Here is a 26,467-nt window from a genome sequence, read left to right as displayed (position 1 = left end):
CGCCCAAGGAGACGACGCCCCATGGCTTTGGAAGTCGCGCAGTTCATCTGCCTGAATGACAATTTCGGCCTGCTCATTCATGAGCCGGAACTCGGCGCAACCGCGAGCGTCGACGCGCCGGACGGCGAAGCGATCGCCAAGGAGGCCGAGCGGCGCGGCTGGCCGCTGACGCATTTGCTGCTGACCCATCACCACGCCGATCACGTTCAGGGGACGCAGACGCTCAAGTCGCGCTTTCCGCGCATGCAGGTCATCGGCGCAGCCAAGGACGCGCATCGCCTCCCGCCGCTCGATCGCGCGGTGATCGAAGGCGACGTGGTCGAGGTCGGAGAGGCCCGCGCGCGCGTCATTGAAACGCCCGGCCATACGCTGGGACACATCGCCTATTATTTCGGCGACAATGAACTCGCATTTGTCGGCGACACGCTCTTCTCGCTCGGCTGCGGCCGCGTTTTCGAGGGCACCATGGACATGATGCATCTCACCCTCGAAGCGCTCGCCAACCTGCCCGGCGAAACGCGCGTCTATTGCGGCCACGAATATACGCAGGCCAACGCCAAATTCGCGCTCACCGTCGATCCCGACAATCCGGTGCTGCGCGAACGGGCGCAAACGGTCGCCGAGCTGCGCGAGAACGGAAAATTCACGCTCCCGACGACGATTGCGCTGGAAAACGCCACCAACCCGTTTCTGCGCGTCGAGGACCCGAGCGTGAAGGCCGCGATGGGCATGCAGGGCGCCGATCCTTTCGCGGTCTTCGCGGCGATGCGCGAGCGCAAGAACAGTTTCGCCGCATGACAAGCGCGCTTTCGACGCAGGAGATCGTGCAGCTGCTCGAACTCGCGCCACATCCCGAGGGCGGCTTTTATCGGCAGACCTTCCGCGATCCCCTGCCGGTCGGCGGCCCCCGCGCCGCATCGACGGCGATCTATTATCTGCTGCCCGGCGGCGAAATCTCCCACTGGCATAGGGTCGACGCCGCCGAAGTCTGGCACTTCTACGCCGGCGCGGCGCTCGAGCTTAAGATCGCGACGCAGGGCGCCCCGACCGAAGTCTTGCGCCTGGGCGCCGAACTCGCGGCGGGCGAGCGGCCCCAGGCCGTCGTCCCCGCGGGCGTGTGGCAGTCGGCGAAAAGCCTCGGCCGGGGGGCGAGCGAATGGACCCTCGTCGGGTGCACGGTCGCGCCGGGCTTTGAATTCGCCGGCTTCGAGCTGGCGCCCGCGGACTTCTCCCCCGACGTTCCAGCCTGAACTCAAGGGCTTTTCAGCCGATCGGGGGCTTTGACCGACCCGGCGGATAGTGTATCGGGTCGCAGACAATAAAAATGAGGAAATGTCCGAATGTGTTGGAGTGGAGAGGCGTCAGCGGTGTTGGCGACGGCGGGGATCGCCGGCGCGGCCTATTCGGCGCTCAAAAAGGACCCCGAACCGCTCGCCCTCTGGGTCTGCCTTCTCTACTTCGCCAGCATGGAGTCGCTTCAGGCGGTCGCCTACTCGGTCTTGAATCAGTGCGACTCGCCGCTCAACCAATTGATGACCATGTTTGGTTATCTCCACATCACATTCCAGCCCTTCTTCATTAACGCCGTCGCGCTTTATTTCATGCCCAAGGACAGCGCCCGCATCATCGCGCCCTGGGCCTATTTCGGCTGCTTCGTCGCGGCTATCGCCATGCTGCTCCAGCTGTATCCCTTCGCCTGGGCTGGACACTGCGCCGCCGGACGACCGCTCTGCGGCGACATGCTGTGCACGGTCCGCGGCGAATGGCACATCGCCTGGCTGCTGCCGACGAATGGCCTTGGCAATTCCATGGTCGATAACGCCTATCTCGGCCGCGGCTACATCGAATATCCGCTGATGGCCTTCTACATCCCAGCGCTCTTCGGCAGCTGGCGCTTCATCCTGTTCTCCTGGCTTGCGGGGCCGTTTCTCGCCGGTCTGACGACCAGCAACATTAATGAATGGCCGGCGGTCTGGTGTCTGTTCTCGATCGGACTCGTGCTCGCCATCATCAAGACGCCGCTGCGCTATCACCTGCACGTCGGCGACCCGTGGTGGATGATGTTGATCAAATGGTGGAAGCGGCGCAAAGCGGCGGCAAAGGCGGCCCTCGCCGCGGCGGCGCCGCAGCCGGCCGAGCCGGTCGCTCTCCTCACCGAGGTCAAAGAGCCGGCGGAATAATCAGTCTCGCGCGTTGACGACGCCGCCGACGAGATTTTCCGCCAGCAGCGACTCGGTGGTCATCTCGGCGCCGAGAGGCTCGCGCGTCGCGCCGGCCTCGATGGCCTCAAAATAGGCGCGGCGGGCGGCGACCGCCTCGTCCCAGTCCACGGCGCGGAAGGACAGGTCTTCGCCGGGACGCAATTGCGCCAGCCGGCAGATGTCCGCCCCGATCACCGTCGCGATCTTCGGATAGCCGCCGGTCGGCTGTCGGTCCGCCATGAGCGCGAGCGGCGCGCCGTCGCCGGGAATCTGAATGGCGCCCATGGCGACCCCATCGGAGACGATGTCATGTCCGCGCCGATGGCGGATCGCCGGACCCTCGAGCCGATAGGCCATCCGATCGCTGCGGGCGCCGATGCGCCAGCGTGCGTTCAAAAAGGCCTCGATCTCCTCCGGCGCAAAATAGTCCGCCTGAGGCCCGACAAGAACGCGGATCGGCGCGCCGCTTGCGGCGAGCCAAGGCGCCGCCAAGGCCAGCGGCTCGAGCGGCGGCGCCGCCGCCTCGGCGAGCATCAAGGCGTCGCCGGCGGCGAGCGGCTTTGGCCCGAGCCCGGACCGGGCGTGCGTCGAGCGCGAACCAAGCGTCGGCGCGAGATCGAGCCTTCCGCCAACGGCGACATAGCACCACGCCCCCGACCCGCCCGCGCGCAGCACGAGCCGCGCGCCCTCGGTAAGCGGCAGCAGGCACGCCGGCGGCATTGGCCGCCCGTCGAGCCGGATGTCGAAATCGCCTCCCGCCACAGCGACGCAAAGCGTCGCGCCTTCCGCCCGAACCGTCGCGCCCCCGAGCGAAACTTCGATCGCGCTGTCGGCGCCGGCGGCGCGTGTGGCGGCGACATAAGCGCCAAGATCCATCGGCCCCGCCAGCGTGACGCCGTAGCGCGACAGTCCGAAGCGGCCCTCGTCCTGAATCGTGACGCCGGGCCCGGCGGCCTCGATAAGCAGCCGCGCGCTCAAAACAGCGTCTCCCGGCGCGCCACCGTCTCGCCGGCCAAGGCGCGCGCATCGAGCGTCAGGAATGTCTTTGCGTCGATCGGCTCAAAACGCACGGCGTCGCCCGGCGCGACAAGAAAAGGCGGGTCGCGGTCCAGCGCGAACATGCGCTCAGGCGTGCGCCCGACGACATACCAACCGGTTGGCATGGGACTAGCGGCGATCAAAGAGAGCGCGCCGCCGATCAACGTCCCGCCCTGCGGCGTCGGACCGCGGGGGGTGGCGCGCCGCGGGATCGCGAGCGCCTGCGGCAGCCCGCCGAGATAGCACCACCCCGGCGCGAAACCATACATGTAGGCGCGATAGTCTGCGCCGGCGTGCAGCTGCGCCAGCGATTGCGCCGTTTGCCCGAGCAACGCGGCGGCTTCGCCAATGTCTTCCGCGAACTCGGGATCATAGCAGCAGGGAATGGTCCAGCGCGCAGCCGGCTGCAGCGCCCGCGCGTCCATATCAAGAGGCGCGATCAGACCTTCGATCGCCGCAACAAGCGCGGCGCGCGAAATTTCGAGCGGCTCGTAGCGCATGAACAGCGCGCGGTAAGTGGGCGTCGTTTCGCGCAGGCCGGCCGGCGGCGCGGCGCGAAGACGCTCGTCGAGCGCCAGCACGCGGGCGTTGACGGCAGGATCGACGCTGTCGCCGAATTCCACTGAAAGCGCCGCCTCGCCGCAGTCGAGAAAGCGCGGCGTCTCATCGTCCATCGCAATCACGCTCCTGCGAAGGCGCGCAGCTTCCAGCCGTCGCCTTCGAGCGCGGCGCGCAGCCTCCGGGCCATTTCAACCGCAAGGGTCGAATCGCCGTGAACGCAGACCGAGTCGATTTGCGTCGACAGGAGTTTGCCGCTCGCGGTCCTCAACCCCCCCTGCGCGAGCATGTCGCGCACGCGGGCGCAGGCTCTTTCGATATCCTCGATCACCGCGCCTTCTTCCGATCGCGGCTGCAGGCGTCCGTCGTCCATATAAGCGCGGTCGGCGAAAATTTCATTTACGACGCGCAGCCCCGCGCGCGCCCCCGCGTGCGTTTGCTCGGACAGCGCAATCGCGAGCAGCGCGAGCGACGGATCGACGCCGCGGACCGCGCGGGCGATGGCGTCCGCGACGTCGGCGTCGCGCTCGGCGATATTGGCGAGCGCGCCATGCGCCTTCACATGCGTGATTCGATGTCCGCTCAGAGCCGCCAGCGCTTGCGCCGCGCCCAGCTGATAGGCGACCGCACGCTCGATCTCCCGCGCGCTCATCGGCAAACTGCGCCGCCCGAAGCCCGCGAGGTCCGGAAAAGCGACATGGGCGCCGACCGCCACTCCCTTTTCTTTGGCGCGCGAGAATGTCGTCGCCATGATGTCGGGATCGCCGGCGTGGAAGCCGCAAGCGACATTGGCGCTCGTCACGATGTCGAGCATCGCGCTGTCGTCGCCCATGCGCCAGTGGCCGAAGCCTTCCCCGAGGTCGGCGTTAAGGTCGATCGTGCGAGCGGCGGAAGTCATGGGGAAGCGAGTCGCCTTCAAAAGAGGGCAGCGAGATTGGCGCAACCGCGCCACGGCGGCAATGCGCAACGCTCGGTCAGTCTGCGCCCTACAACTTCTTATGGGCCGATGGCTTCAGCGCCGCGATTGTCGGCCTGTGACATAGCGATCCGTGCAGCGAAGATCGGCACAAACCCGCACAAATAGGGCAAGGTGGCGCTTGACAAAGACAGTGCCCTTTGGTGAAGCTATATCGCGGCGAAGCCGGAAAAAAGAGCCACTGGCTGGCTCAATGTGGGAGGAAAAAATATGCAGTATCTTATCCCGGGACTCATGCTCGCTATCGTCATCGGCGGCGCTCTCGTCGCGATGAAGATTGGCCGCTAAGGTCAAGAAAAGTAAGGCCTTACGTTCCATACGGTCCGTTGGCGAGCACTAGCTTGGCCTAAGCGTCGGCGTTGTTGCGCCAACGGACTGAGCTGCTCCGGTTCAGCTTTCGTTTCCTACCGGCCCCTCTTCCATCGTTGTTCGGACTACTCCGCCGCGAGAGCTTGCGGCGGAGGAAACGCGATTTCGATCAGAGTGCCCTCATTGTGACGGCTCTTAATGCTGAATGACGCGTGATTCGCCTCGATTAAGGCCTTTGTCAGCGGCAGTCCAAGCCCCGTTCCGCTCGCCCTGCGCAAAGCGCCAACCTGCCGGAACGGCTCCAAGGCGGTCGCGACATCCTCCTCCGACATGCCGATCCCCGTATCCTTGACCCGGATGACGACAGAGCCGGCGTCGTTCAGCGCGCTCGACACGATGACCTGCCCGCCCGGCTCGTTGAACTTCACTGCATTCGACAGAAGATTGAGAAGTATCTGTTTGAGCGAGCGCGCATCGGCGCGCAGCGGCGGCAGGCCCGCCGCAAGCGCGAGACGCATGACGACGCGCCCCTGATTGGCTTGGGCCTGCATAATCGACGCGCATTCGGCGATGGCTGCATTGGCGTCAACGCGCGAGAAGGAAAGCTCCATCTTGCCGGCTTCGATCTTCGAGAGATCCAAAAGATCGTTGACGAGGGATAAGACATGCGCGCCGGACGCGCGGATGTCTTTCAAATATTCCTTGTAGCGAGGAGAGCCGATCGGCCCGAGACGCTCCTCCATCATCACTTCCGCAAAACCCATGATCGCGTTTAACGGGGTGCGAATCTCATGCGATACGCGGGTCAGGAAATCGGATTTCGCCGCATTGGCGCTTTCGGCAAAACGCGCCGCTTCAAGCGCGCGGTCATCCGCAGATACGGCCTCCCGAGGCTCCGCGGAAACCAACATCATCGGCTTTCCCTCGACGGAGACCCGGCGCAGGATGAGATCGACGGGGACGCTCCCACGCAGCGGCGCTGTGGCCAGCGATACGCGCGCGTGGGCGTGCGGCTGGTCGTCAGAAAAGTCCCGACTGAGGATTTGCGCGTCGGACGGGTTGAGAAAAGACGCCAGGTTGCGACTCTCAAGCGCAGTCGCCTCCGTCGCCAAGCAAGCCGCGAACGGCGCGTTGGCTCTCAGGATCATCCCGTCCGCCGCCACGATCGCAAGCGGCGCGCGCGCGAGGTCGAAAGCCACGCCAAGCAGCGCGTTCTCGGACTTCGCCCGCGCTAGCTTTTCTTCGAGCGCGCGGGCGAGCGCCAGCGCGCTCTGCTCGGGGCCCGGCGCGATGAACTCGCGATTGCGCCATGTTGGCGCCGCTTGTTGTTCCGGCTCGGGCTCCGACGGCGCGGCGGCCTCCGCTGCCGGGATGACGAGATCGCCGCCCTTGAGCGCCCGCGCGATTTCATCAAACGCCAGGCGTTCGCTCGAACTGAGAGCCTCTCCCACATCGACGCGCGCCGAAGCCGGCGCACGCAGCATCACGACATTGTCGAGCGACGGCTCGAAGGCGTTCTCTTCAAAACTCCCATCGGAAACCGTCGCCGCTGCGGGTTCGGCGGCGCGCGCGCGGTCGATGTGCAACACGCCATAGCCCTGATAGCCGAGAAACCGCCGCGCCGAATCCCTCCTCTGCCGAGCGCCGAGCGTCGTCGGCACGCATCCGCCGTCGTAAGCCAAGGGCCAATCGACCTCGACGCCGCTCCACGCGCGGCGCGAGGCGACGGCGCGGGCGAATGCAGCGTCGAGCGCGAGGGCCTGGGATGCGTCCTGCACTGAGCGGCCGAGAACGTCGGCCGCCTTTTCGCCGACAACATCCGCAAGCCCGTGGCTGACGTCGGTGAATCGTCCAGCCGCGTCGGTCTTCCACAGAAAGCGCGGCGAACGCGCGCCATGTCGCGCCGCGAGGCTGCGGCGGAGGGCCGCCGTCTCATCGCTGACCCGCCCTTCAGCCGAATCGTCGGCCAGCCGCAGGTTCTGCGTCGGCCCATCCGCGCGAACGCCAAGCGCCGCGATAATGAAACAGGCGCCGCTGTCCGCGGCGAGGCTGCGGCATAGAAAAGTGATCGTCTGCGCCAGCCCGGAGACACGAAAGCGCAGCCGCTCAAGGCGAAGGCCCGGGCGGTGGCGCATGTCGCCGACCAGCTCGGCCAGGCGTCTCGGCCCCGGATCGTCGCCGCGAAACAGCCGCTCGGCAAGCGCGCCGGCGTCTTCGCCAAAGACCGCGCGGGCGGACTCGTTCACGAAAGCAATGCGCAGGGGATCTCCGCTCGCTGCGACGATCGGCGCGCCTGAGGCGTCGAGCGCGGAAAAAACAGGATCCGCCGCCACGCAAGCGGCTGCTCGCGCGTCTTCTTCGAGGTCCTGCTGCGAACCGCCCATTGCCTACCGCCTCAACCGACGGTCTCGCTCGTCGCGCGCTTGTCTGGCGTCTCGTCGGCTCGACGCTAACGGATGACGCAAATTAGTCGCCGCCGCGCGCAAGGTCTATGATTGTCGTGCGTCTTTCATCGTATTTCTACGTTCACCTTCCCGATCTGCTGCGTCGCACAAATTTGTTGCATTGCAACATAACATCGGGCAGTATGACTGGACTCGCTGGATCGCCGTTGGGGCCGGGCGCGACGCGGGTTAATATCGTTTAGCGCGGCGCTTGTTTAATTTTCACCGCACGGAGGTGCGCCATGGTCGAAGCTGTCTACCAAATTCCCACTGAAGTCCGCGATTTTGCGGAGAAGAGCGTCGAGCAGGCGCGCAAGGCCTTTGAAGGTTTCGCCGGAGCCGCGCAGAAGGCGCTCGACACTTCGGCGGACATCCCGTTCGGGCTGCCGAGCGCCAAGGACGTCAGCGTCAAGGCCCTGTCGTTTGCCGAGGCCAATGTAAACGCGGCCTTCGATCTGGCCCAGAAGCTCGTCCACGCCAAGGACCCGCAGGAAGTCTTCAAGCTTCAGTCGGAGTTCGTGCAGGCGCAACTGCGGGCGATCCAGGAGCAGACCACGGAGCTTGGCGCGAGCCTCCAGCGCACGACGACGAAGTCCTAACCGGGAGAAGCTCAATGGCCAATCCGCAGAACGGTTCCCCCAAGCCAAAGGCCCCGGAAACGAAACGCTTGGCCCCCGGCCCGGAGGCCGAGACGGCTCCGACGGCGAACGAAGCTGTCAGCGCAGAGCCGGCGCCGGCCTCCGTCGAAACGCAGACACCGGCGGTCGTGGCGGCTCCGTCTACAGCCCTCGCGATCTCCGAACCGCCAAAGCCCGCCGAAAGCGAGGCCGAAGGATTCGACCCTGCCCTCTGGCAGCAGAAGTCCATCGAGCTCTGGTCGGAAAACGCCACGGCGTTCCTCGACTTCGCCGAGCGGCTCGCCAACGCCAAGACGATCGACGAGGCGACGACTCTTCAGTCGCGTTTCGTGAGCGACCGGCTCGACGCGCTGCTGCGGCAGTCGACCGAATTGATGACGCTCGCGCAACGCCTGCTGAGCTTCTCCGTCGCGCCGATCTACGGCGCGCGAGCGGCGTAACGCGAACTTCGAATTGATGTAAGAAGAGCGCCGCGGCGATGTCGCGGCGCTCTTTCTTTTACAGCGTTGCGACGATCTTTTACAGCGTTGCGACGATCTTGGCGCGCAGCGCCGGCGTCACCTCCGGCATCACGCCGGTCCAGTCGCGAAACGCCGGGCGCGCCTGGTGCAGCAGCATGCCGAGCCCGTCGACGGGAGTCGCGCCATGTTTGCGGGCGGCCGCCAACAATGGCGTCTCAAGCGGCGCATAAACAATGTCGGCGACGAGCGCCGATGTCGGCAGCGCCGCGAGCGACAGATCCAGCGGCGACTGGCCGACCATGCCCTGGCTCGTCGCATTGACGAGAAGCCCCGCTCCGGCGAACCCCGCCTCGCGTTCTTCCCAGCGCAGCGCCGACACGCGCGGCCCAAAGTCGGCGGCGAGAATGTCCGCCCGCGCCAGGGTGCGGTTGAACAGACGAATCTCGCGCGCGCCCGCCTCAAGCAAGCCATGGACAATCGCGCGCGCCCCGCCGCCGGCGCCGATGATGACGCAGGGCGCGTTCTCGGCGCGCCAAAGCGGCGCCGCCTCATAAAGCGACGCGAGGAACCCGTAGCCGTCGTAATTGCGGCCGATCAGAGCGCCGTTTTTTTCGACGACCACACAATTGACCGCCCCGATCCGCGCCGCCGACTCATCGATATGATCGAGGAACGGGAGCGCGGTTTCCTTGTGCGGAATCGTGAGGTTGCAGCCGGCGAAGCCGAGCGCCGGCATGGCGCGCAACGCCGCCTCCAGCCGGCCGGGCTCGACCGGCAGCGGCGCGTAGCAGCCCTCGATCCCATATTGCGCGAACCAGTGATTGTGGATTTTTGGCGAGCGCGAATGCGCGATCGGCCAGCCCATGACCCCGGCGAGAACAAAGCGATGGCCGGTCATCACGTTCTCATCTCCACGTCTCGTCTCCATCTCACGCGTCAGGGGCGACGGAAAATCCCGCGCCGCAAAAGGCGACGAGCGCGGCTTCGTCCGCCGGCTCCTCGCGCAGCGCATCGACTCGCGCGAGCCGTGGACCCCGCCGCGCCGCAGCGATAAGCGCGTCAAGCGCCGGGCGCGGCCCCGAGACGACCGACTCTACCGCGCCGTCGCGCCGGTTGCGCGCCCAGCCGGTCAGATCGAGCGCGAGCGCCTCGCGGACGAGAAAGGCGCGGTAGCCGACGCCCTGCACCCGGCCTTCGATGAAAAGCCGTATGATCTCCCGATCGCTCATCATTGGACCGCGATATTGTCGATGAGCCGCGTCGCGCCGAGCTTCGCCGCCGCCAGCAGACGAATGGGACCATCTTCGAGAGAGGAGACCGGCGCCAGCGTCTCGGCATGGCGCGCTTCGAGATAGTCCACCTCGAATCCCCCCTCGGTAAGCGCGGCGCCCGCGCCTGCCGTCGCCGCGCCGATGTTCTCGCCAGCAAGGATGCGCCGCGCCGCTTCGCTCAGCGCGCCGTGCAGTTGCTTTGCGCGTTCACGGTCCTCGCGGGAAAGATAGACGTTGCGCGAAGACATGGCGAGGCCGTCGGCCTCGCGCAGAGTCGGCGCGCCGACGATTTCGGTGGCGATGTCGAGATCGCGCGCGAGACGCTTGATCACCAAAAGCTGCTGGTAATCCTTCTCGCCAAAGACCGCGACGTCGGCCTGCGCCTGATTGAGCAGCTTCGTCACCACCGTCGCGACGCCGGAAAAATGCGTCGGCCGAAATCGGTCTTCGAGGTCGGCGGTCGCCGGCCCCTCGAGCACCACTTTCGTCGAAAAGCCCGGCGGATAGATCTCGTCGACGGACGGCGCGAAGACCAGATCTGCGGCGACGCTGCAAAGCTTCTCGACATCCGCCACAAGCGTGCGCGGATAGCGGGCGAAATCTTCCTTCGGGCCGAACTGCGCCGGATTGACGAAGATCGTGACGACGACGCGGTCCGCCGCCTGCCGCGCCGCGTCCACGAGCGACAGATGGCCGGCGTGGAGCGCGCCCATGGTCGGCACAAGGCCGATGCGCTCGCCGGCGGCGCGGCGCGCGCGCACATAGCGGCGCAGTTCGTCGACGGCGCCGACGATAGGCGTTTTTGCATTCATGATCGTCGCCCTGATTGCGGAGCGGAAAGCAAGCTCGATAGATAGTCGACATACGGGCCCGGCAGCGCTTGCGCGCGCGCCGCGGCGATGACCCCCTCGAAATAGCCGCGGGGCGCCGCGCCGAGCTCGGGCCGCGCGCCGACATAGGTCAGCGCCAGGACGGAGCCGACCGGTTCGCGCAGAATCGGCAAATTTTTCTTGGCGTAAAGACCATGGGCGACGTCTTCGTAGCGATCGAGCGACGCCACGTCGCCGACCGCGACGTCCCACAGCACGCCATGAACGCTCATGCGGCGGTCCGTCGCGACGCTGACAAAGCCTGAAGGCATCAAAATTGTCCTGAAGCCGGCAAGCCGCCCCCGCCCGAGCAGCCGGGACCGGGGGCAGCGACCCGCCATGGCGGCGGCGTCCATGTTGGAGCCGTAGGCGAAGTAGAGGGGCACGCGCAAATCCGGGTCGCGAAAAAAAGACGACGCGTGCTATATCACGACCGACGCGGAAGGGTGGCCGAGTGGTTTAAGGCACCGGTCTTGAAAACCGGCGTGGGGGCGACTCCACCGTGGGTTCGAATCCCACCCCTTCCGCCAGACTGCCGCCGATTGCTGGTCGGTAATGACAGGTATCTGCCCGAGTCAACGCGGATGCTCCAGGCGTTCCTTAAAGGGTGAGCGCGGGTGGGATTAACTTTCAAGCCCTATAAGCAAAATGCTTGCTGCTTGTGCGGCTCGACGGAAGATTTGACGGGCGAGCACAAGATCAAGGCGTCTGCTCTACGCGCGGAATTCGGCGCTGACCGAATGGTGATCGGGCTTGATGGTAATCCGAGTGATCAAATGAAACCCGTCCAGGGCGTGAAGTCGAAAGCCCTTCGCTTCACTGCGCGGATGTGCGGGTCTTGCAACAACGCGCGTACCCAAGGCGCTGACCGCGAGTTTGACTGCTTTCACCAAGCCGCCCGTGAACTAATGGCTAAGCGTGGAAACCCCAAGCTCGTCTTCGCCGATGACCGGTATAGGGTCGGTTCGGACGCCTATCTGAACCTGTTTCGCTACTTCGCGAAGCTGTTGTGCTGCCAAATAGCAGAAATCGGCGCGCCCCGCCCGCTGCACATGTCCCGCTTCGCAATCGGCCAATCGAGCGCGAACTGCGTTTGGCTCGATGTGGACGAAGACTGGACCTACAAGCAGACATCCGCTGAAGTTGGCCCGCATCAATATGCTGCCCACGGTGGGTTGGTGATCTATGGGGACAAGAAGACTGGAGGTGCTAACGCCTTTCATTCGACGCTTACAGTTGGCTCGCTACGCTACATCTTCTTTTTGCGCCTCAACTGGCTCGAGCGACTGGAATTGCGGCTAGGTCATCGCCAGTTTTATGATTGGTGCCGTAAGCAAGTGCAGAAATCGGTGGAGCACCCGATTGCCGAGGCGGATTGGTTTAAGCTCGGTTTATCGATTAAGGAACCATCGGAAAAATAGACTTTGCTATAGCGAGACATAGTGCTCATCATCTCGGGTACGGCCCGCCCACATCTACGCGAGAGCCCGCTGCCACAGCCGATTTTGGCCGGCGCTATGGCTGGCCATTAGGCGACACTTCGGCGGTATAGAAAGAGCGATATTATCGCTTGACGATCTGTGCCGCTAAGCGATATTATCGCTCGTGAAGACGATCATCCTCACACTGAGCGCCGCGAAAGATCTCGACGCCCTGCCCCGAGACGCGCGCGAGCAGGTGGAGGCGGGGCTTCACCGCTACGCTGCGACGGGTCAAGGCGACGTGAAAGCCCTTCAAGGCCGCGCCGGTTATCGCCTCCGCATTGGCGGCTACCGGGTGATTTTCGATGAGGATGCAACCACGATTCTGGCGATCTACATCGGACGCCGGGCCACGACGACTTACAAGAGGAGCTAAGGCTATGAGCGCGCCGCAGATCATTCGAACGCCCAGCGGCGAAGAGCTGGTGGTGTTGCCCAGGGCCGAATATGAAGCGCTCCTCGACCGCGCCGATCGCCAGGCCGAGGATGACGACGACATCGCCATTTACGATGCACGGAAGGCCGAATTAGCTGCCGGCGGCGTCGTGCTGCCCCCGGAGGTCAGCGCGGCGATTCTTCGAGGTGAGAGTCGGTTGAAAGCCATCCGCAACTGGCGCGACGAAACGCAACTCCATTTGAATTTCAAAACAGGCATCAGTCAGGGCTATCTGTCCGATCTCGAAAGTGGCCGCCGTACGGGAACCCCCGAGACCATCGCGAAGCTCGCGCAGGCGTTGAATGTGCCGGTGGAGTGGCTTTCGTAGACCATATCGCATGCCTCAATATCGCTGTGGCGTTCGAGACGGCTCTCGCCGCTAGACCCGTCATAGCGCCACAGCCTAGGCATATGCTCATCTTCGTCGCCCGCGGCCCCCACGCGCGCAGCGCCGACCTTACTTCAGCACGGCGCAGGCGATACGCGCGCCGGCGCCGCCAATCGGCTGCGACATGTGGTCGTCGGGGCTCGCATGCACCACGATCGCCGATCCGTCCGCGTCCAGGAGATTGATCTTACCGCCGCTCAAGGACACGCCGTCGACGAACATTTCCGCCTGCGCGGAGCCATCTGAATATGCATAGACATTCGGCAGGTCCGCCGGGTGCGGCCCCTTGGGATTGAGGAACCCATGTTCGGCACTTGACGGATTGACATGGCCCTTCGAGTGCATGAATTTTTCGATGTCGGAGCAGTCGCCAACTTCGTGCACATGAACGCCATGCCAGCCCGGCGCGAGCGCGCCCGGCCGCAGCATGACGCGCAGAACGACCCCATGCGGCCCCTGTTTGACCTCGATGGAGCCTATCCCCTTCCCTTTGTTGTCGACGACGTCGGCGGTTCGCTCCTCCGCGCATGCAAAGCCGGTCATGAGCGCGATTGAAACTAAGGCGAGGACAAGTTTGTCGAACATGTTTCTCTCTCACGTCTTTGCGAACCGGCGGTCGTCGCGGCGTCGCAGGATATTACGCGCGCCAGCACAGTTCCAGGCTTTCCAACCACTGAGCTATAAAGGGCGACTGGATAAAGGGTGCATGCGGTCAAAGCGAATATAGATCCAGCGCCCCCGAGAGGCGCGTGCGATATTGTTCCAGCCGAGCTTTGTCCCTTTCCGCGGCGGCCCGCTCCACATAGGGCGCGTAATTGATCAGATTGATCGCCTTGATGATCGGCGCCATTTCGCGGATCTTTTCCTCCTTCAGGCCATAGCCCATCAGAAATTCCTGCTTGGCGTCGACCGAGAGATCATGAAGCGCCATTGAAAGATCCCAGTAGGGCGCAACGTTGGAGGCGCAGCACTCCCAGTCAATCACGGCGGTGATCGCGCCAGAGGCGTCGGCGACCACGTTCTTCAGCCGCATGTCGCCGTGGTTGAGGACGGGCGAAGGGTCCCAGCGCTCCATGTCGCGAACGACCGATCTCAGCCGTTTAAGCTGGCCGGAGTCGAGCATGTCCTGCGCATCGAGCAAGTCGACGCGCGCTTCAATTTTCAATTCGCCGTGCAGGTAATCCTTCCAGGTGTCGTTGCGTGAGAGCTGATTGCCCGACCAATCAAACGTTTGGCCAAAGCCCGATGTCTTGACGGAGTGGATCAGAGCGGTCAGCCGCCCCATCTCACGCAAAATTGCGAAGCGATCGGGATGATGCGTCGCCTCCTGTCCCTCGACTTTCGGAAGCACCATGTAAGGCATGCCGATAATGTCGGCGCCGACCTCCAGAATTTTCGCGGTCGGCACGCCAGCCTCGCTGGCCTTGGTGATCGCCCATTGCTCCTTGAGATAATCCTTTAGCTTGTCCGGCGTTGTGTTCATGCGGACGATGAAATCGCCTTCGGCGTGACGGACCTCGAACACGAAATTGGTGATGCCGCCGCCGCGCGCCACGATGCTCTTTGGCTTTGACCCTAGGTGATGCTCGATAATTTTGCCCGCATTGGATCGCGCCTTGCGCGGATCGATTGGCGCTTCTTGCGCAGCGGTCATTGCAGCGCCTCGCTCTCGAGGCCGCCAAGACGAAACAGCAATTCGCCAAGCTCCTGGGAGCTTTCAATCTTCACCGTCCGCAGCAGGCCCTTATATTCCAGATCGCGCGACCCGACATGGACGGCAAGGCCGACGCCGGAAAGAAAAGAATCCATCTGCGTGTCGCCGCAGCCGACAGAGGCCTGCAGGTCGACGCCGAGCCGGTCCGCAATGGCGCGCACGCCGAACAATTTGTCGACGCCCTTGCGCGTCGCGAAATTCGAGCGCTTGACGTGCTGATAGGCCATCAGGCGATCCTGCGGGGCTTCGACGAGCAGAAACATCATGCAGATGTCCTGGGCCATCAAAGACTCGCGAAGATCATCCAGCGAGAGGCAGACGATAGACGACGCGCTCGTGTATTTTGTCTGAAGATGCGGGATCTTCTCCCTGACAGGCGTCCAGATCGTCTCGCCGATCATCCAGTCGCGCGTGTAGTAGAAGATGAGAAGGTCGTCGACGCCATTCTCAAGCAGCCCGCGCACGCCCGTCAGAACCTCGTCAATTTCCAGCGGCTCAAGCGGAAAAGCGTCGAGCTCCTCGAAGACGATCTCTCCAGCCGCATCTTCTCTAAGATAGCCGACGACGCCGCCGTTGAGCGAGACGAGCGGCAGGGGCGCATTGGTGATCGAATACCACTCGCGCCCGAAGGTGCGGATGACGTTCAGCGGAAACCGCAGCGTGTTCAGCACAATGGGCCGGCCAAGATCATTGAGGCGCTTTAAACCGCAAGCAACCGGATCTGGAATGACGATGCGCCCTTCAAACTCATGCACCGCAGTTCCGTCGAGGTCCGTTATGACGGCGCCCGCTCCGGTGAAATTGGTCTCCGCCAGAAACGCCCTGAGTTCGTCGTCGATCTGTTCCCTCAGCGCCATTCGCGGTCCTTCATCCTCTGTCGCCGCTTTTCGCCCTACGGCGTTCGAGCAGCGGGCCTTCACATGGGCGGGCATTCGCATGGCGAAGGAGACATGGTGATCGCGCCTGCTTTACCCAACGAGAACCCGTCGGTCGGCGTGCGCTGCGGCGCGCCTCGTTCTATGTGGCGCCGATGCGCTTAAGCGACAGCCCCTCGACTTCTGAACTTTTTCTCTCGCGCGCCGGCGCCGGAATTTTTGCGCTTGCGGCGCGGTGAAAAGGTTCGGCCGGGGCTTTTTGCGCAATCATTCTCGACGGCAAGCCCAGCGTCGCTTCATCGAGCTGAGGGACGCCTCGCGGGCGCCGCCCATGAGACGGCCGACATGACCCGGCCGCGCTTGCGCCGCTAGTCGCCGGGGAACTCCACCATCAGCGTCGTGCCGGCGGAGGCGTTCATCTCCAGCGATCCGCCCAGCTGACGCGCAAAGGCCTGCATGATGCTCATGCCGAGCGAGCCAGACGCAACCGCAGACGCCGGCGCGATCCCGGGCCCGTCGTCGCGCACGATAAGCTGCAAACGGCCGTTCGCCAGCTTGAGCAAGGCGACTTCGAATTTCGATCCGGCGCCTTTTTGGAAGACGTGCTTGACAGCGTTGAGCGCGGCTTCATTGACCAGAAGAAGCGCCGCCGTCATCTGATCCACCGACAATTTTGCGTCCCGGGAAATCTCTAACGACAGCTGGATCGGCAGGTCGCCAAAGTCATTGCGCAGCATGTCCCGAAGAATAGGCGCGAGCCCCTGTTCGTAGGTTGTTTTGTCGTAAAGCCGGCGATGCAGGGCCGACATGACCGCGATCCGATCTTCGGCGGCGGCGATCCGTTCGGCGGCCGTCGCGTCCAGCACGCCCCGACGGGCGTTGCTGATCATGGCCAGGACAATTTGGAGGTTATTGGCGACGCGATGCTGAAGCTCGCCGAACAGGCTGACCTGCACCTGGTGCGCCGCTTCCAGACGCCTGATCAGATCGGCCATTCCCGCCACGAGAACAAGCAGGAACCCGCCGACGAGGACAAATGCGATCAACGCGAACGTTGCGTTCTGCTCTCTGAGCAAAAACGAGTTGCGCGGCTCGAAGAATAAATACCACCCCGACAAAGCGGAGAGCGCCAACACCATCGCGCCCTGACGCCAGCCGCACAGGAGCGCACTGGCCGCGATCGCCGGATAAAAGGTGAGAAACTTTAAGGGGTCGAGCCAGCGATCCAAAATCACGCGAACAGACAGGCTCACGCCGAATAACGCCAAAGCAATAATCCAGGAGGGCGCGCCTTCTATTCTCTTCGACGCCCTGTAGACTTTCGTTGCCCACGCCACCTCAAGCACCCTGACGTAACTTGCCGAAATCCCGTGATTCCCGCCCCACTCCGGCGCGCGAATAGTTGCATAGCGCATAGTTCCGAACAAGATCGAATGCGCTGCCGCTGCATCCGCCATCCCGCGCGCTCGCGGCGTCGCCAAGAGATGACATCGCTTCGCAAGTTGCAGTTGGGCTTCTCTTGGCTGCGAGAGAATTTTCCTGCCCGGGGAACAAGTCAGATCGCCCGAGGTTTCGCTCACGGGACATTCGCGTTTCGTCGCGGTTTTTTTCGGAGTTTTTCTGATGGGCTCAAAGCGCAATCCAGTCACATCGGCCATGGTGAACGCTGGAAAGAGTCAAATCGCGCAACCCGATATTCTGGCGGCCGAGACTGAGATGTCTTACGCGCAGCCGCAAGGCGACGGCGGTGAAACGCGCCAGACCGCCAACGACGAAGTTGAGACGCTCACCACGCAGCAGGGCATCCCGGTTTCCGATGACCAAAACACGCTTCGCATTGGCGCGCGCGGTCCGAGCCTCATCGAAGACTTCCATTTCCGCGAGAAAATCTTCCATTTCGATCACGAGCGCATCCCGGAACGCGTCGTTCACGCGCGGGGATTCGGCGTGCATGGCTATTTCGAACTCACGAAGTCTCTCGCAGACGTCACGCGCGCCGATCTTTTCCAGCGGGCTGGCGAGCAGACGCCGGTGTTTGTGCGGTTCTCGACCGTAGCCGGCAGCAAGGGATCCTTCGACCTTGCCCGCGACGTGCGAGGCTTCGCGGTGAAGTTCTATACCAAGGAAGGCAATTGGGATCTCGTCGGCAATAACATCCCAGTGTTCTTCATACAGGATGCGATCAAGTTTCCAGACTTGATCCATGCCGCGAAGCCCGAGCCTGATCGCGGCTTCCCCCAGGCGCAAACGGCGCACGACAACTTCTGGGACTTCGTTTCGCTCTCGCCGGAAAGCTTTCACATGATCATGTGGATCATGTCCGATCGCGCCATTCCGCGCTCCTTCCGCTTCATGGAAGGCTTTGGGGTTCACTCTTTCCGTTTCGTCAACGCGGAAGGCAAGTCGGCGTTCGTCAAGTTTCATTGGAAGCCGAAGCTCGGTCTGCAATCGGTGCTTTGGAATGAAGCAGTGAAGATCAATGGCGCCGATCCCGATTTCCATCGGCGAGATCTTTGGGACGCCATCAAGGGCGGACATTTCCCGGAATGGGAGCTCGGCCTTCAGCTCTTTGACGAAGAGTTCGCTGACACATTCGAATTCGACATTCTCGACTCGACCAAGATTATTCCCGAAGAGCAGATCCCCGTGCAGATCGTCGGGCGCCTCGTGCTCGACCGCACCGTGGATAATTTCTTCGCGGAAACCGAACAGGTCGCCTTCTGCACGCAGAATATCGTTCCTGGCGTCGATTTCAGCGACGATCCGCTGCTCCAAGGGCGCAACTTCTCCTATCTCGACACGCAGTTGAAGCGGCTCGGCAGCCCGAACTTTACCCATCTTCCCGTCAATGCGCCGCGATGCCCGATGGCGCATTTCCAACAGGACGGGCATATGGCGATGAAAAATCCCAAGAGCCGCGCCAATTACGAGCCCAACAGCTGGGGCGAGCTCGGCGGACCGCGCGAAAATCCCGAGCGCGGCTTCACGTCATTTCCAGAAGAAGTCGCCGGGCCGAAGACGAGACGTCGTTCCGAAAGCTTCGCCGATCACTACAGCCAGGCGCGGCAATTCTTCATCAGCCAGACGCCGATCGAGCGCAAGCATATTGGCGACGCGCTGACGTTTGAATTGAGCAAGTGCGAGCGCCCGGACATTCGCTCCCGCGTCGTGTCGCATCTCCTAAACATCGACGTTGCGCTCGCTACGCGCGTCGCTGACGGCTTGCGGCTTGAAATGCCCGATCCGGCGAAGGCCGCGCGCCCGACTCGGCAAGAGCTTCCCCCGTCCGCGCCGTTGAGCATTTTGGCGCGTCCCAAATCCTTCACGGGGCGCAAGCTCGGGATTCTCGTGACGGACGGCGCCGATGCGAAGCTGTTGAAGGCGCTGATCGAGGCCGTCGAAAAGATCGGAGCGGTTTACGAGATTGTCGCGCCCCACATCGGCGGCGTGGTGCTTGACGACGGCGCCATGCAGCCCGCCGCGCAAAAGATCGACGGAGGACCGTCGGTGCTCTATGACGCCGTCGTCATCGTCGCGTCGGAGACCGGCGCCGCCGATCTCGTCGCCGATGCCGCCGCGCGCGATTTTGCAAGCGACGCCTTCGCGCACTGCAAGTTCATCGGCTTCACCGAGAGCGCGTTGCCGCTGCTGCAGAAAGCCGGCGTCGCCGACGCGCTGGATGAAGCGTGCATTCAGCTTGCGACCGTCAAGGACGCGACCGCGTTCATCGCGGCCTGCGGCGAACTTCGTTATTGGCCCAGAGAACTGACGGTCGATCTGGATGCGTGATGCGGTCACGCAGACAGAACAGCCAAGTTAACAACCGCGCAAAGGAGAACCAAAATGCCAACGGCAAGCACGGGCAGCAGCACGAAAAGGTCGAAACCTCGAACGGGCGCGAAGACGTCGGCCAGCGCCTCCAAAACGGCGGACGCCATCAAGCTCCTGAAAGAGGATCACCGAGAGGTGAAAACCTGGTTCAAACAGTACGAAAAGCTCGACAAGGAAAACGAGAAGGAAGAGCTCGCCCGAAAAATTTGCGCCGCGCTCACGGTTCACGCCAAGATCGAAGAGGAAATCTTCTATCCGGCGCTGCGCAAAAGCATCGACGACGACGAGCTTCTCGACGAAGCCGAAGTTGAGCACGCAAGCGCCAAACAGCTGATCGCCGAGATCCGATCGATGTCGCCAAAGGATCATCTGTTCGACGCAAAGGTCAAGGTGCTGGGCGAATATGTCATGCACCATGTCCAAGAAGAAGAGCAGGAAATGTTTCCCGAGGCGCGCAAGAGCGATGTCGATCTCGACGCCCTGGGCGTGAAGCTATCGAAGCGTAAGGCCGAACTGATGAAAAAAGCGGCCTGATCGCGGCCGCCTCAACGCTCATTCATGCAGCCGCGGCAGGCACGTCATGCGCATGCACGTCGCGGCCGGAATGTTTGGCGAGAATGCGCTTGGCGGTTTCCTCCAGCGCTGCGTTCCGCGTTCGCACCCAGAGCAACAAACCGCCGTGGTCAAGTTGCTCCTGGAGATATTTCGCGTGACGCTCCTCCATGAACTCGCCAAGCACGACGCCGATGAGGCCGCCAAATTCCGCGCCGATCAGGCCGCTCACGAGAAGCATCGCCAGGGCTCCGCCTGATGCCAGCGCCGCGCCGGCCGCCACAGTGGCGCCGACATAGACAAGACCGCCTATGATCGCGCCCTCTTTCTTGCTCAGAGATTCCCTCGGCGCATAGGCCACGCGCGGGGCGGCGCCGTCGTCTTCGGCCGCCTCCACCTTTTCATATTTATGGCCGAGCTTGCCGACGATCGCCTTTTCACCCGCGAGCAGGCTGATGTCGCCGAGATCGAACCCCGAATTCAACAGTTCTTCGACAGCGCTCTCGAGCACATAGCCGTCCGAGAAAACGCCGACCACCTCTCGCGCCCGCCGCTCCGCACTGGACATGCCGCCCTCCCCTAGACTTGCGCGCCTCGATCCGCTTCGAAGCGTCCCGCCGCATTCGGCTGTTCTGAGCAGAGTGCTGCCGAAGGCCGGCCCTTGGCAAGAGCCGCATTGACGCTGGCGAAGGAGCTAAGGAGAGCGCGAGGCGGACCGTGTATCGGCAGAGGCCGCCAGCAGGGAGAGGTATTCCCAAGCCATCGTCGCGCCGGCGAGCGCGGTGATTTCGGAAACATCATAGGCCGGCGCCACTTCGACGACGTCCATCCCGACGAAGTTCAGACCGGCGAGCTTGCGGATGACCGACTGCGCCTGCCAGGTGGCCAGACCGCCGATTTCCGGCGTCCCGGTCCCGGGGGCAAAGGCCGGATCAAGCGCGTCGACGTCGAACGTCAAATAGACGGGGGCGTCGCCGACGACGTCGACGATCCGCGAGGCGATCGCCGCTGGCCCGATCTCATGCGCCTCCTGCGCGGCGACGATCGTAACGCCTTGTCCAAGCGTCCAGTCGTAGACGTCGCGTTGCACCGGCGAGCGAATGCCGATCTGAATCATCCGGCGCGCATCGACGACGCCTTCGTTGATCGCATGATAGAACATCGAGCCATGCGCATAGGGCTGGCCAAAGTTATCGGGCCATGTATCGACGTGGGCGTCGAAATGAATCAGCGCCAGCGGTCCGCGCTTTCTTGCGCAGGCGCGCAAGAGAGGCAGCGTGATTCCATGGTCGCCGCCCAGCGTCACAAGATGCGCATAGGCCGAGGCCTGCTCCTCGATGAGCTTCAGACTTGCGGCGATGTCGCCCAGCGCGATGGCGAAATCCCCTACGTCGGCGAGCGGCAGATCGACGGGGGACGTCCAGTGCGAAGGATGCTCGCCGTCGATCAACATACGACTGGCGTGACGAATCGCCGACGGCCCGAAGCGTGCGCCGCTGCGGTTGGTCGTGCCGATGTCGAAAGGGACGCCGGCGACGACAACCGCCGCGTCAGCGCGCGGGGCGACGCCGAGGAAAGTCCGCGGAGCGGCGAATGTCGGCGTCCCGCTCATGGCAAACCATCGAGTTTGACGAAGCGAAACACCGCTGCGGCGACCGCGCAGGTCCAATCGCCGTTCGGCGCGCCTTGGGCCGCCGCGGTCAAGGACAGGCTCTCAACGATTAGTTCGCTTATTTCATAGACCTTCTTGCGCTCGTTCCAGGCGGCGTCAGGATCGAATTCGATCCCGAGCGTCGAAGCGAGCATCGTCGCCGCGAGATCTTCCGCATAATCGCCGCTCTCGCGCTCCGTCATGCCATAGCCGTGATGTTCCGAAATATAGCCGTAGAGCGTCGGCTCCCTTGGCCGCGCGAGGCCGATGCTCGCCGTGATGCGCCGTCCGGGCTCGTCGGTCTCAGCGCGCGCAAGCACCGTGAAAGTGATTTCGCCAGGCTGAAGCGTCGCGACGCCCCGCTCCACCGGAATGACGTCGCATCCCGCCGGCAGAATCGACGACACCGCCACGAGATTCTGCTGTTCGATGTCGGCGTCGCGCAGCGCATATTCGAACGCCGTCAGACGATGGCGGTGGACGCCGACGCCGCGCGTGAGAAAAACGCATTGCGGAATGGGAAACATCGAACTCGCTCCGTCGCGCATGGATCGTCATCGCCTCAATTAGGACAAGGGGCCCGCTCGGCAAAACTTTTTGTCAAGCTTCGTCTATGGCCTCGCGCTTGCGAACCGGATAGAATCGTCAAGCGGGCTGCTGCTCGCGACCATTGGCGCAACATATCTCCATGGCATGAAAATTTTGTGGGCATGAAAATTTTGCTGCTCGGCGGCTCCAACGCCGGAATGCGGGAAGGCTGGGCTTTCCAATTTCAACGGCAGGCGTCGGCGCACGAGGTCGAGAATCGTTTTCTCGGCGCGGTAGGGTCGCTCTACGGTCTGCTGGCGCTTTTGAAGATGGAACGCGAGGAGACGGCTTCTCCGGACGTCATCATTTTCGAATATTGTCTCAACGACATTCTGCTTTTCGCGGCCGGCTGCCTGCGCCCGAAGCTCGTCGCCGATACGCTTGAAGCGATCGCGGTCTGCTGCGCCCGGCGCGGAATTCGCCTGATGTTTCTCTGTCTGGACCCACGGCCGACGGCCTCCAAAGCGCTGCGTAGCGCAACGCGGCGCGCGCATCGGCTCTACGCGGACGCGGCGACGCGTTATGCGACGCCCGCCATCTGGCTCGACGAGATTTTTTTGGGAGGACCCACGACGACGCATTATCAGGATGAAAACCATCTGACGGTCGACGCCTCAACGGCGGTGGCCGCCGCGGCTCTGAGCCGGATCGGCGACGCGCGCGTTCCATCGGCGCCCAACGCCGAGATCCGCTTCGATTACGTCGACGCGACGCAGGCGCAGCGTCGCGGGGCATGCGAGCTGCATCACATAGACTCAAAGGTTTTCGAAGGCGCGTTCATCCGTCTCAACCGACAGAGCGAATGCTATTGGCCCGGAAGCGGCCGTCTCGTCGCGCTGATGCTGCGGTCCGACGACAGGAGCGGCGAATATCTCATTCGCGCGCCGCGATGCGTCTATCGCAAGAATCCGCGCTCTAAGATGCAGGAGATCGTCGCCAATCTCATGCTGCTGCATTACGTAACGCGCGCGATCGCCACGGACCGCGGCGTCGCCATCGCAATGCCCGACGACGAAGCGGAGCTGAAACGCGCTCCAGAGGATGCGACGCTCCTCGCCGTTCCGCCGACGGCGGATTTTTTGGACCAGACTCTCGATATCCACGCCGCGATCTTCTGGCGGCCCCAATCCATCGCGAGCACGATCGCAGCGCTCTTGCGCCAACGGTGAACCGCTGAAGATCGCGCTATTTTTTGCAGGTCGGCGTCGGCTGCAGGACGAGATCCGTCATGTCGCCGCGCAAGACGAAGTCGCCGTAGTCGAGCTTCAGCGCGCGCGAGACGCCGTTTTCATAAAGGTCGAAGGACAGCACATAAATCGGCTGCCCGTCCTTCTTGCCCAGCTCGAAATAGGAAATCGCAACCGGCCAGCGACGGATATTGTTGAGCGCATTCACGCGCGCGACCTTTTCTTGGGGCGGCTCGGTCGTCGGCTTGCCGATGACCGTCAAGGTATCGAACGCCTTTTCGCCGTCGCCCGTGCCATCGAAAATCCGCGCCTCCAGCAGCTGTTCGCCGGTAGCGGCCGTTTCCACGATCTTGCGCAGATGTTCCGTCGGAAAGAGCATCGGACCGGCCAGCTCCAGTCGCGTGCGCTTTGGCTTTGCAAGATCGATGGCAAGGCGGGAGTCGGCGGATTTTTTGGCCTTTCCGTCGACTTCATCGGTCCGCGAATTGTCGACTTTGGTCTCCACCTTGAAGCGAAACTCCGCGCCGTCGCCGCCTTCGAATGTCGCCGAACGCATGTCGGAGAGCTTGGCCGCCCCTTCCGAGGGCTGCAATTCGGTGATCTGGCGGAAGTTCTGCACATAGCCCTCGCAGGCCGACCCGGAAAAGTCGAAGGCGATCCGACCGCGCGCCTGCGCCGGCGCCTTCGCGCCGCTCGATTTCAACAGGCTCAGATCATAAACAGCGCGATGATTGGCGAGCGGCAATGCGCGCTCGGCGAACGCCTGGCCAACCGGCGTCGCCGCGCAGATCGCGGCGGCCAGCACGCGTAACGAAATCATTGGACCTCTTCTGTGTGGCGGCGCCTGCGACGCCATTGCGTCGGGTGGAGTAGGAAACTAGGGTCGCGCTCCATTGGGAGCAACGACTTTCTCTTTGAGGAGGCGCTATGACCGCACCGTCCGACACCCCGCTCGCGCGGCTGCAAGCGCTGGGACTGACTCTACCCGCCGCGGCCGCGCCGGTCGCCAACTATGTTCCTTTTGTGCGCACGGGCGCCTTGCTGTTCATATCGGGACAGCTGCCGCTCGGCGCCAATGGCGTCGACCCGGCGCATCAAGGCAAGCTCGGCGCCGGCGTTTCGCTTGAGGCCGGGCAGTCCGCCGCGCGTCAGGCGGCGCTCAACGTCCTCGCCCAAGCCAACGCCGCCATCGGCGATCTTGCGAAATTGCGCGCCGTCCGGCTCGGCGGCTATGTCAACAGCGCGCCCGACTTCGCTTCGCTGCCGCAGGTCGTTAACGGCGCTTCCGATCTCATGGCCGCCGTGTTGGGCGAGAATGGCAAACATGCACGCTTCGCCGTTGGCGTCGCGCAATTGCCGCTCGACGCCGCTGTCGAAGTGGAAGGAATCTTCGAGATTCTTCCGTGAACTCCCGTGATTTTTCGTGGCTGACGGCGCGGCCGATCGCCCACCGCGGACTGCATGATCCCTCGAAGGGCGTGATCGAAAATTCGATTTCGGCCGCCCGCGCCGCGATCGCCGCGGGCTTTGGCGTCGAATGCGACGTGCAGCTCACAGCCGACGGCGAACTAGTTGTATTTCACGACGAGACTCTCGAGCGCCTGACCGAAAGCGCCGGGCCCGTCGCGATGCGCAGCGCGGATGAGCTCAGTCGTCTGAGGCTGCGCGGCGCCAATGACGCCATTCCGAGGTTTTCCGAGTTTCTCGCCGAGATCGGCGGGCGAACGCCGATCATTGTAGAGATCAAGAGCGCCTTCGATGGCGACACGACCCCGGCGCAGCGCACGGCGCAGGCGCTGGCGCGTTACAGCGGTCCCGTCGCCGTCGAAAGTTTCGACCCCGATCAGATCGCCTTTCTGCGCGCGCGCGTCGCCGCGCTCGGGATCGCGCATCGGCCGCTCGGCATCGTTGGCGAGGCGCATTATGAGGCGGATGACTGGTCGCAGCTGTCCACCGCGCAGCGCGTGGAGCTCACGCACTTTCTGCACTACAGGCGCACGCTGCCGGACTTCCTGTCTTGGCGCGTGCGCGATCTTCCGCACGCCATTCCGCTGCTGCTGCGCGATGCGCTCAAGATTCCCGTAACGACCTGGACCGTGCGCTCGCCCGAGATGGCGGCGCGAGCGCGAGAATGGACGGATCAGATCGTCTTCGAGGGCTTCGCGCCATAGGCTCTGGAATCGCGCGGCCTGTGCGCCGCCGCATCCGCTCAAGCGCCAGTTCTTGTTAGCAAAGCCGATCGGGCGCGACATGGATCACAATCGAGCGCCCCTCGATCGAGGGAGCAACATCGCCATGCGCCAGCGCGGACGCTCAATTCGCCTTGTGCTAACAATTGGGATAGCGGCGATCCTGGGAGTCGGAACAGCCATCGCCGACGCAAAAAACGGGTCCTTCGACGCTGACGGCGCCCGCCGCGCAACAGGCGAAATGGATCGCGACAAGACGCTGCAATCCAGCGCGCGCGCCTGTCCGGCGGACGTCTTCCGTAAGGAAGCCTCGCTTGGCGGATTGCTCCTGGGAGATGAAGAGGTCACGCGCGATCACTGCGCAGCCCGCCCTGAGGAATGCTATCAAGCGTGCATTGGCAAGCGCAGCGGCGAACACTGCTTCCGGTTGGCGCTTGCGCTTCAGGAGAACGAAAACGTCATCGCGCCGCGCTACGCGCAGCTCATGTTCGCCATGGCCTGCGCGCTTGGCAAGGCTTCCGGCTGCACCAACCGCGCCGCGCATATGCGCAACGCCGCCGAAGAGGGCGATCCGCTCGAGTCGCTGTCGGCCAAGGCCAAAGATCGCTGCCAATTTCGCAGCTTTAAGATCGCCTGCGAAAAAAACGATCCTTGGGGGTGCGCCATGCTCGGACAGTCGCACCGCAACGGCGAGGGCGTTAAGAAAAGCGTTGCCCTCGCGCGTCGCTCCTACAGGAAATCCTGCAGGCTCGACCCAGAATTCGCCGCCTGCGATTTTTCCCGCCGAGCGCTGACGTCGATGTGACTCGC

The 26,467-nt window shown here is 63.5% G+C and carries 30 protein-coding genes and 1 tRNA gene; 15 read left to right on the top strand and 16 right to left on the bottom strand.

All coding sequences use genetic code 11. From position 1 onward, the window contains the following. Positions 1-21 precede the first annotated feature (21 nt). From gloB to IYX23_RS06670, 3 genes are all read left to right on the top strand, one after another. Complete coding sequence (gloB, locus tag IYX23_RS06680; RefSeq protein ID WP_196394721.1) at positions 22-798, top strand: hydroxyacylglutathione hydrolase; 777 nt, start codon at positions 22-24, stop codon at positions 796-798. Beyond that, positions 795-1,250 (top strand): cupin domain-containing protein, encoded by a 456-nt coding sequence (locus IYX23_RS06675; RefSeq protein WP_196394722.1) that lies wholly within the window; start codon positions 795-797, stop codon positions 1,248-1,250. The genes gloB and IYX23_RS06675 overlap by 4 nt, the downstream gene beginning before the upstream one ends. 90 nt (positions 1,251-1,340) lie before the next feature. After that, on the top strand, positions 1,341-2,180 hold the full coding sequence (locus IYX23_RS06670; RefSeq protein WP_026223206.1) for a DUF5765 domain-containing protein: 840 nt from the start codon (positions 1,341-1,343) through the stop codon (positions 2,178-2,180). On the opposite strand, the gene IYX23_RS06665 is transcribed toward IYX23_RS06670, so the two are convergent. From IYX23_RS06665 to IYX23_RS06650, 4 genes are all read right to left on the bottom strand, one after another. Beyond that, entirely contained in the window at positions 2,181-3,179 is a 999-nt protein-coding gene (locus tag IYX23_RS06665) for a biotin-dependent carboxyltransferase family protein (protein WP_196394723.1), read from the bottom strand. Then, on the bottom strand, positions 3,176-3,913 hold the full coding sequence (locus IYX23_RS06660; protein ID WP_196394724.1) for an allophanate hydrolase subunit 1: 738 nt from the start codon (positions 3,911-3,913) through the stop codon (positions 3,176-3,178). Before IYX23_RS06660 ends, IYX23_RS06665 begins: the two co-directional genes overlap by 4 nt. 5 nt (positions 3,914-3,918) lie before the next feature. After that, the gene (locus IYX23_RS06655; protein ID WP_196394725.1) at positions 3,919-4,695 is read right to left on the bottom strand and encodes a 5-oxoprolinase subunit PxpA; all 777 of its coding nucleotides are present in this window, start codon (positions 4,693-4,695) and stop codon (positions 3,919-3,921) included. Between the two features lie 512 nt (positions 4,696-5,207). After that, positions 5,208-7,466 (bottom strand): HAMP domain-containing sensor histidine kinase, encoded by a 2,259-nt coding sequence (locus IYX23_RS06650; RefSeq protein WP_196394726.1) that lies wholly within the window; start codon positions 7,464-7,466, stop codon positions 5,208-5,210. 302 nt (positions 7,467-7,768) lie between these two features. Between IYX23_RS06650 and IYX23_RS06645 the strand changes: the two genes are divergently transcribed. Both IYX23_RS06645 and IYX23_RS06640 read left to right on the top strand, forming a co-directional pair. Continuing rightward, on the top strand, positions 7,769-8,125 hold the full coding sequence (locus tag IYX23_RS06645; RefSeq protein ID WP_196394727.1) for a phasin: 357 nt from the start codon (positions 7,769-7,771) through the stop codon (positions 8,123-8,125). 14 nt (positions 8,126-8,139) lie between these two features. Further along, positions 8,140-8,604 (top strand): phasin family protein, encoded by a 465-nt coding sequence (locus IYX23_RS06640; protein ID WP_196394728.1) that lies wholly within the window; start codon positions 8,140-8,142, stop codon positions 8,602-8,604. 79 nt (positions 8,605-8,683) lie between these two features. Here the strand turns inward: IYX23_RS06640 and IYX23_RS06635 are convergent, their stop codons facing one another. The 4 genes from IYX23_RS06635 to IYX23_RS06620 are packed head-to-tail and all read right to left on the bottom strand — an operon-like array spanning position 8,684 to position 11,157. Further along, positions 8,684-9,526: a shikimate dehydrogenase gene (locus IYX23_RS06635; protein WP_196394780.1), complete on the bottom strand. Its 843-nt coding sequence runs from the start codon at positions 9,524-9,526 to the stop codon at positions 8,684-8,686. A gap of 28 nt (positions 9,527-9,554) precedes the next feature. After that, a complete protein-coding gene (locus IYX23_RS06630) occupies positions 9,555-9,854 on the bottom strand; it encodes an acylphosphatase (RefSeq protein WP_196394729.1) in 300 nt (99 codons plus the stop codon). Further along, positions 9,854-10,708 carry a pantoate--beta-alanine ligase gene (gene panC, locus IYX23_RS06625; protein WP_196394730.1) on the bottom strand — a complete coding sequence of 285 codons (855 nt, stop codon included), beginning with the start codon at positions 10,706-10,708 and terminating at the stop codon, positions 9,854-9,856. The genes IYX23_RS06630 and panC overlap by 1 nt, the downstream gene beginning before the upstream one ends. Next, positions 10,705-11,157: a gamma-glutamylcyclotransferase family protein gene (locus IYX23_RS06620; RefSeq protein WP_196394731.1), complete on the bottom strand. Its 453-nt coding sequence runs from the start codon at positions 11,155-11,157 to the stop codon at positions 10,705-10,707. The genes panC and IYX23_RS06620 overlap by 4 nt, the downstream gene beginning before the upstream one ends. A 48-nt stretch (positions 11,158-11,205) precedes the next feature. Between IYX23_RS06620 and IYX23_RS06615 the strand changes: the two genes are divergently transcribed. The 4 genes from IYX23_RS06615 to IYX23_RS06600 all read left to right on the top strand — a co-directional run bounded on the left by IYX23_RS06615 (position 11,206) and on the right by IYX23_RS06600 (position 13,010). Beyond that, a tRNA-Ser gene (locus tag IYX23_RS06615) sits at positions 11,206-11,295 on the top strand. A gap of 87 nt (positions 11,296-11,382) precedes the next feature. Further along, positions 11,383-12,186, top strand: coding sequence for a hypothetical protein (locus IYX23_RS06610; RefSeq protein ID WP_196394732.1), 804 nt, complete (start codon positions 11,383-11,385; stop codon positions 12,184-12,186). A gap of 184 nt (positions 12,187-12,370) precedes the next feature. After that, positions 12,371-12,622, top strand: coding sequence for a type II toxin-antitoxin system RelE/ParE family toxin (locus tag IYX23_RS06605; RefSeq protein ID WP_196394733.1), 252 nt, complete (start codon positions 12,371-12,373; stop codon positions 12,620-12,622). A 4-nt stretch (positions 12,623-12,626) separates the two neighbouring features. Then, positions 12,627-13,010: a helix-turn-helix transcriptional regulator gene (locus IYX23_RS06600; RefSeq protein ID WP_196394734.1), complete on the top strand. Its 384-nt coding sequence runs from the start codon at positions 12,627-12,629 to the stop codon at positions 13,008-13,010. Positions 13,011-13,139: 129 nt separating this feature from the next. On the opposite strand, the gene IYX23_RS06595 is transcribed toward IYX23_RS06600, so the two are convergent. From IYX23_RS06595 to IYX23_RS06580, 4 genes are all read right to left on the bottom strand, one after another. Continuing rightward, complete coding sequence (locus IYX23_RS06595; RefSeq protein ID WP_196394735.1) at positions 13,140-13,655, bottom strand: superoxide dismutase family protein; 516 nt, start codon at positions 13,653-13,655, stop codon at positions 13,140-13,142. Between the two features lie 127 nt (positions 13,656-13,782). Then, positions 13,783-14,724, bottom strand: coding sequence for an aminoglycoside phosphotransferase family protein (locus IYX23_RS06590; RefSeq protein ID WP_196394736.1), 942 nt, complete (start codon positions 14,722-14,724; stop codon positions 13,783-13,785). Beyond that, entirely contained in the window at positions 14,721-15,641 is a 921-nt protein-coding gene (locus IYX23_RS06585; protein ID WP_196394737.1) for an HAD hydrolase family protein, read from the bottom strand. The genes IYX23_RS06590 and IYX23_RS06585 overlap by 4 nt, the downstream gene beginning before the upstream one ends. 386 nt (positions 15,642-16,027) lie before the next feature. Further along, positions 16,028-17,116, bottom strand: coding sequence for a histidine kinase dimerization/phosphoacceptor domain -containing protein (locus tag IYX23_RS06580; protein WP_246716540.1), 1,089 nt, complete (start codon positions 17,114-17,116; stop codon positions 16,028-16,030). Positions 17,117-17,375: 259 nt separating this feature from the next. Here IYX23_RS06580 and IYX23_RS06575 point away from each other — a divergent pair, with 259 nt between their 5' ends. Together IYX23_RS06575 and IYX23_RS06570 are read left to right on the top strand one after the other, a co-directional pair. Continuing rightward, positions 17,376-19,448, top strand: coding sequence for a catalase (locus IYX23_RS06575; protein WP_246716551.1), 2,073 nt, complete (start codon positions 17,376-17,378; stop codon positions 19,446-19,448). A gap of 54 nt (positions 19,449-19,502) precedes the next feature. Continuing rightward, positions 19,503-20,024, top strand: coding sequence for a hemerythrin domain-containing protein (locus tag IYX23_RS06570; protein ID WP_196394739.1), 522 nt, complete (start codon positions 19,503-19,505; stop codon positions 20,022-20,024). A 22-nt stretch (positions 20,025-20,046) separates the two neighbouring features. On the opposite strand, the gene IYX23_RS06565 is transcribed toward IYX23_RS06570, so the two are convergent. The 3 genes from IYX23_RS06565 to IYX23_RS06555 all read right to left on the bottom strand — a co-directional run bounded on the left by IYX23_RS06565 (position 20,047) and on the right by IYX23_RS06555 (position 22,220). Further along, entirely contained in the window at positions 20,047-20,610 is a 564-nt protein-coding gene (locus IYX23_RS06565; RefSeq protein ID WP_196394740.1) for a hypothetical protein, read from the bottom strand. A 126-nt stretch (positions 20,611-20,736) separates the two neighbouring features. Next, entirely contained in the window at positions 20,737-21,654 is a 918-nt protein-coding gene (gene speB, locus IYX23_RS06560) for an agmatinase (protein WP_196394741.1), read from the bottom strand. Continuing rightward, positions 21,651-22,220 (bottom strand): arginine decarboxylase, pyruvoyl-dependent, encoded by a 570-nt coding sequence (locus IYX23_RS06555; RefSeq protein ID WP_196394742.1) that lies wholly within the window; start codon positions 22,218-22,220, stop codon positions 21,651-21,653. The genes speB and IYX23_RS06555 overlap by 4 nt, the downstream gene beginning before the upstream one ends. Before the next feature lie 177 nt (positions 22,221-22,397). On the opposite strand from IYX23_RS06555, the gene IYX23_RS06550 reads away from it, so the two are divergent. Next, positions 22,398-23,450, top strand: a complete 1,053-nt coding sequence (locus tag IYX23_RS06550; protein ID WP_196394743.1) for a hypothetical protein — start codon at positions 22,398-22,400, stop codon at positions 23,448-23,450. Between the two features lie 16 nt (positions 23,451-23,466). Here IYX23_RS06550 and IYX23_RS06545 read toward each other — a convergent pair whose 3' ends face one another. Further along, entirely contained in the window at positions 23,467-24,288 is an 822-nt protein-coding gene (locus IYX23_RS06545; protein ID WP_196394744.1) for a cell envelope integrity EipB family protein, read from the bottom strand. A 107-nt stretch (positions 24,289-24,395) separates the two neighbouring features. On the opposite strand from IYX23_RS06545, the gene IYX23_RS06540 reads away from it, so the two are divergent. The 3 genes from IYX23_RS06540 (at position 24,396) to IYX23_RS06530 (ending at position 26,462) form a co-directional block, all read left to right on the top strand. Next, a complete protein-coding gene (locus IYX23_RS06540; protein WP_196394745.1) occupies positions 24,396-24,875 on the top strand; it encodes a RidA family protein in 480 nt (159 codons plus the stop codon). Continuing rightward, the gene (locus IYX23_RS06535; protein WP_196394746.1) at positions 24,872-25,639 is read left to right on the top strand and encodes a glycerophosphodiester phosphodiesterase family protein; all 768 of its coding nucleotides are present in this window, start codon (positions 24,872-24,874) and stop codon (positions 25,637-25,639) included. Before IYX23_RS06540 ends, IYX23_RS06535 begins: the two co-directional genes overlap by 4 nt. 124 nt (positions 25,640-25,763) lie before the next feature. Then, positions 25,764-26,462, top strand: a complete 699-nt coding sequence (locus IYX23_RS06530) for a sel1 repeat family protein (RefSeq protein WP_246716539.1) — start codon at positions 25,764-25,766, stop codon at positions 26,460-26,462. Positions 26,463-26,467: the final 5 nt, after the last annotated feature.

This window comes from Methylocystis sp. L43, assembly GCF_015709525.1.
Lineage (GTDB): Bacteria > Pseudomonadota > Alphaproteobacteria > Rhizobiales > Beijerinckiaceae > Methylocystis.
This window is presented reverse-complemented; position numbering and strand designations above follow the sequence as displayed.

What these genes read in the sequence shown, in the direction of transcription:
- gloB (WP_196394721.1), top strand. Translation starts at nt 22, where the DNA reads ATGGCTTTGGAAGTCGCGCAGTTCATCTGCCTGAATGACAATTTCGGC.
- IYX23_RS06675 (WP_196394722.1), top strand. Translation starts at nt 795, where the DNA reads ATGACAAGCGCGCTTTCGACGCAGGAGATCGTGCAGCTGCTCGAACTC.
- IYX23_RS06670 (WP_026223206.1), top strand. Translation starts at nt 1,341, where the DNA reads ATGTGTTGGAGTGGAGAGGCGTCAGCGGTGTTGGCGACGGCGGGGATC.
- IYX23_RS06660 (WP_196394724.1), bottom strand. Translation starts at nt 3,913, where the DNA reads ATGGACGATGAGACGCCGCGCTTTCTCGACTGCGGCGAGGCGGCGCTT.
- IYX23_RS06655 (WP_196394725.1), bottom strand. Translation starts at nt 4,695, where the DNA reads ATGACTTCCGCCGCTCGCACGATCGACCTTAACGCCGACCTCGGGGAA.
- IYX23_RS06650 (WP_196394726.1), bottom strand. Translation starts at nt 7,466, where the DNA reads ATGGGCGGTTCGCAGCAGGACCTCGAAGAAGACGCGCGAGCAGCCGCT.
- IYX23_RS06645 (WP_196394727.1), top strand. Translation starts at nt 7,769, where the DNA reads ATGGTCGAAGCTGTCTACCAAATTCCCACTGAAGTCCGCGATTTTGCG.
- IYX23_RS06640 (WP_196394728.1), top strand. Translation starts at nt 8,140, where the DNA reads ATGGCCAATCCGCAGAACGGTTCCCCCAAGCCAAAGGCCCCGGAAACG.
- IYX23_RS06630 (WP_196394729.1), bottom strand. Translation starts at nt 9,854, where the DNA reads ATGAGCGATCGGGAGATCATACGGCTTTTCATCGAAGGCCGGGTGCAG.
- panC (WP_196394730.1), bottom strand. Translation starts at nt 10,708, where the DNA reads ATGAATGCAAAAACGCCTATCGTCGGCGCCGTCGACGAACTGCGCCGC.
- IYX23_RS06600 (WP_196394734.1), top strand. Translation starts at nt 12,627, where the DNA reads ATGAGCGCGCCGCAGATCATTCGAACGCCCAGCGGCGAAGAGCTGGTG.
- IYX23_RS06595 (WP_196394735.1), bottom strand. Translation starts at nt 13,655, where the DNA reads ATGTTCGACAAACTTGTCCTCGCCTTAGTTTCAATCGCGCTCATGACC.
- IYX23_RS06590 (WP_196394736.1), bottom strand. Translation starts at nt 14,724, where the DNA reads ATGACCGCTGCGCAAGAAGCGCCAATCGATCCGCGCAAGGCGCGATCC.
- IYX23_RS06585 (WP_196394737.1), bottom strand. Translation starts at nt 15,641, where the DNA reads ATGGCGCTGAGGGAACAGATCGACGACGAACTCAGGGCGTTTCTGGCG.
- IYX23_RS06580 (WP_246716540.1), bottom strand. Translation starts at nt 17,116, where the DNA reads ATGGCGGATGCAGCGGCAGCGCATTCGATCTTGTTCGGAACTATGCGC.
- IYX23_RS06575 (WP_246716551.1), top strand. Translation starts at nt 17,376, where the DNA reads ATGTCTTACGCGCAGCCGCAAGGCGACGGCGGTGAAACGCGCCAGACC.
- IYX23_RS06570 (WP_196394739.1), top strand. Translation starts at nt 19,503, where the DNA reads ATGCCAACGGCAAGCACGGGCAGCAGCACGAAAAGGTCGAAACCTCGA.
- IYX23_RS06565 (WP_196394740.1), bottom strand. Translation starts at nt 20,610, where the DNA reads ATGTCCAGTGCGGAGCGGCGGGCGCGAGAGGTGGTCGGCGTTTTCTCG.
- speB (WP_196394741.1), bottom strand. Translation starts at nt 21,654, where the DNA reads ATGAGCGGGACGCCGACATTCGCCGCTCCGCGGACTTTCCTCGGCGTC.
- IYX23_RS06555 (WP_196394742.1), bottom strand. Translation starts at nt 22,220, where the DNA reads ATGTTTCCCATTCCGCAATGCGTTTTTCTCACGCGCGGCGTCGGCGTC.
- IYX23_RS06545 (WP_196394744.1), bottom strand. Translation starts at nt 24,288, where the DNA reads ATGATTTCGTTACGCGTGCTGGCCGCCGCGATCTGCGCGGCGACGCCG.
- IYX23_RS06540 (WP_196394745.1), top strand. Translation starts at nt 24,396, where the DNA reads ATGACCGCACCGTCCGACACCCCGCTCGCGCGGCTGCAAGCGCTGGGA.
- IYX23_RS06530 (WP_246716539.1), top strand. Translation starts at nt 25,764, where the DNA reads ATGCGCCAGCGCGGACGCTCAATTCGCCTTGTGCTAACAATTGGGATA.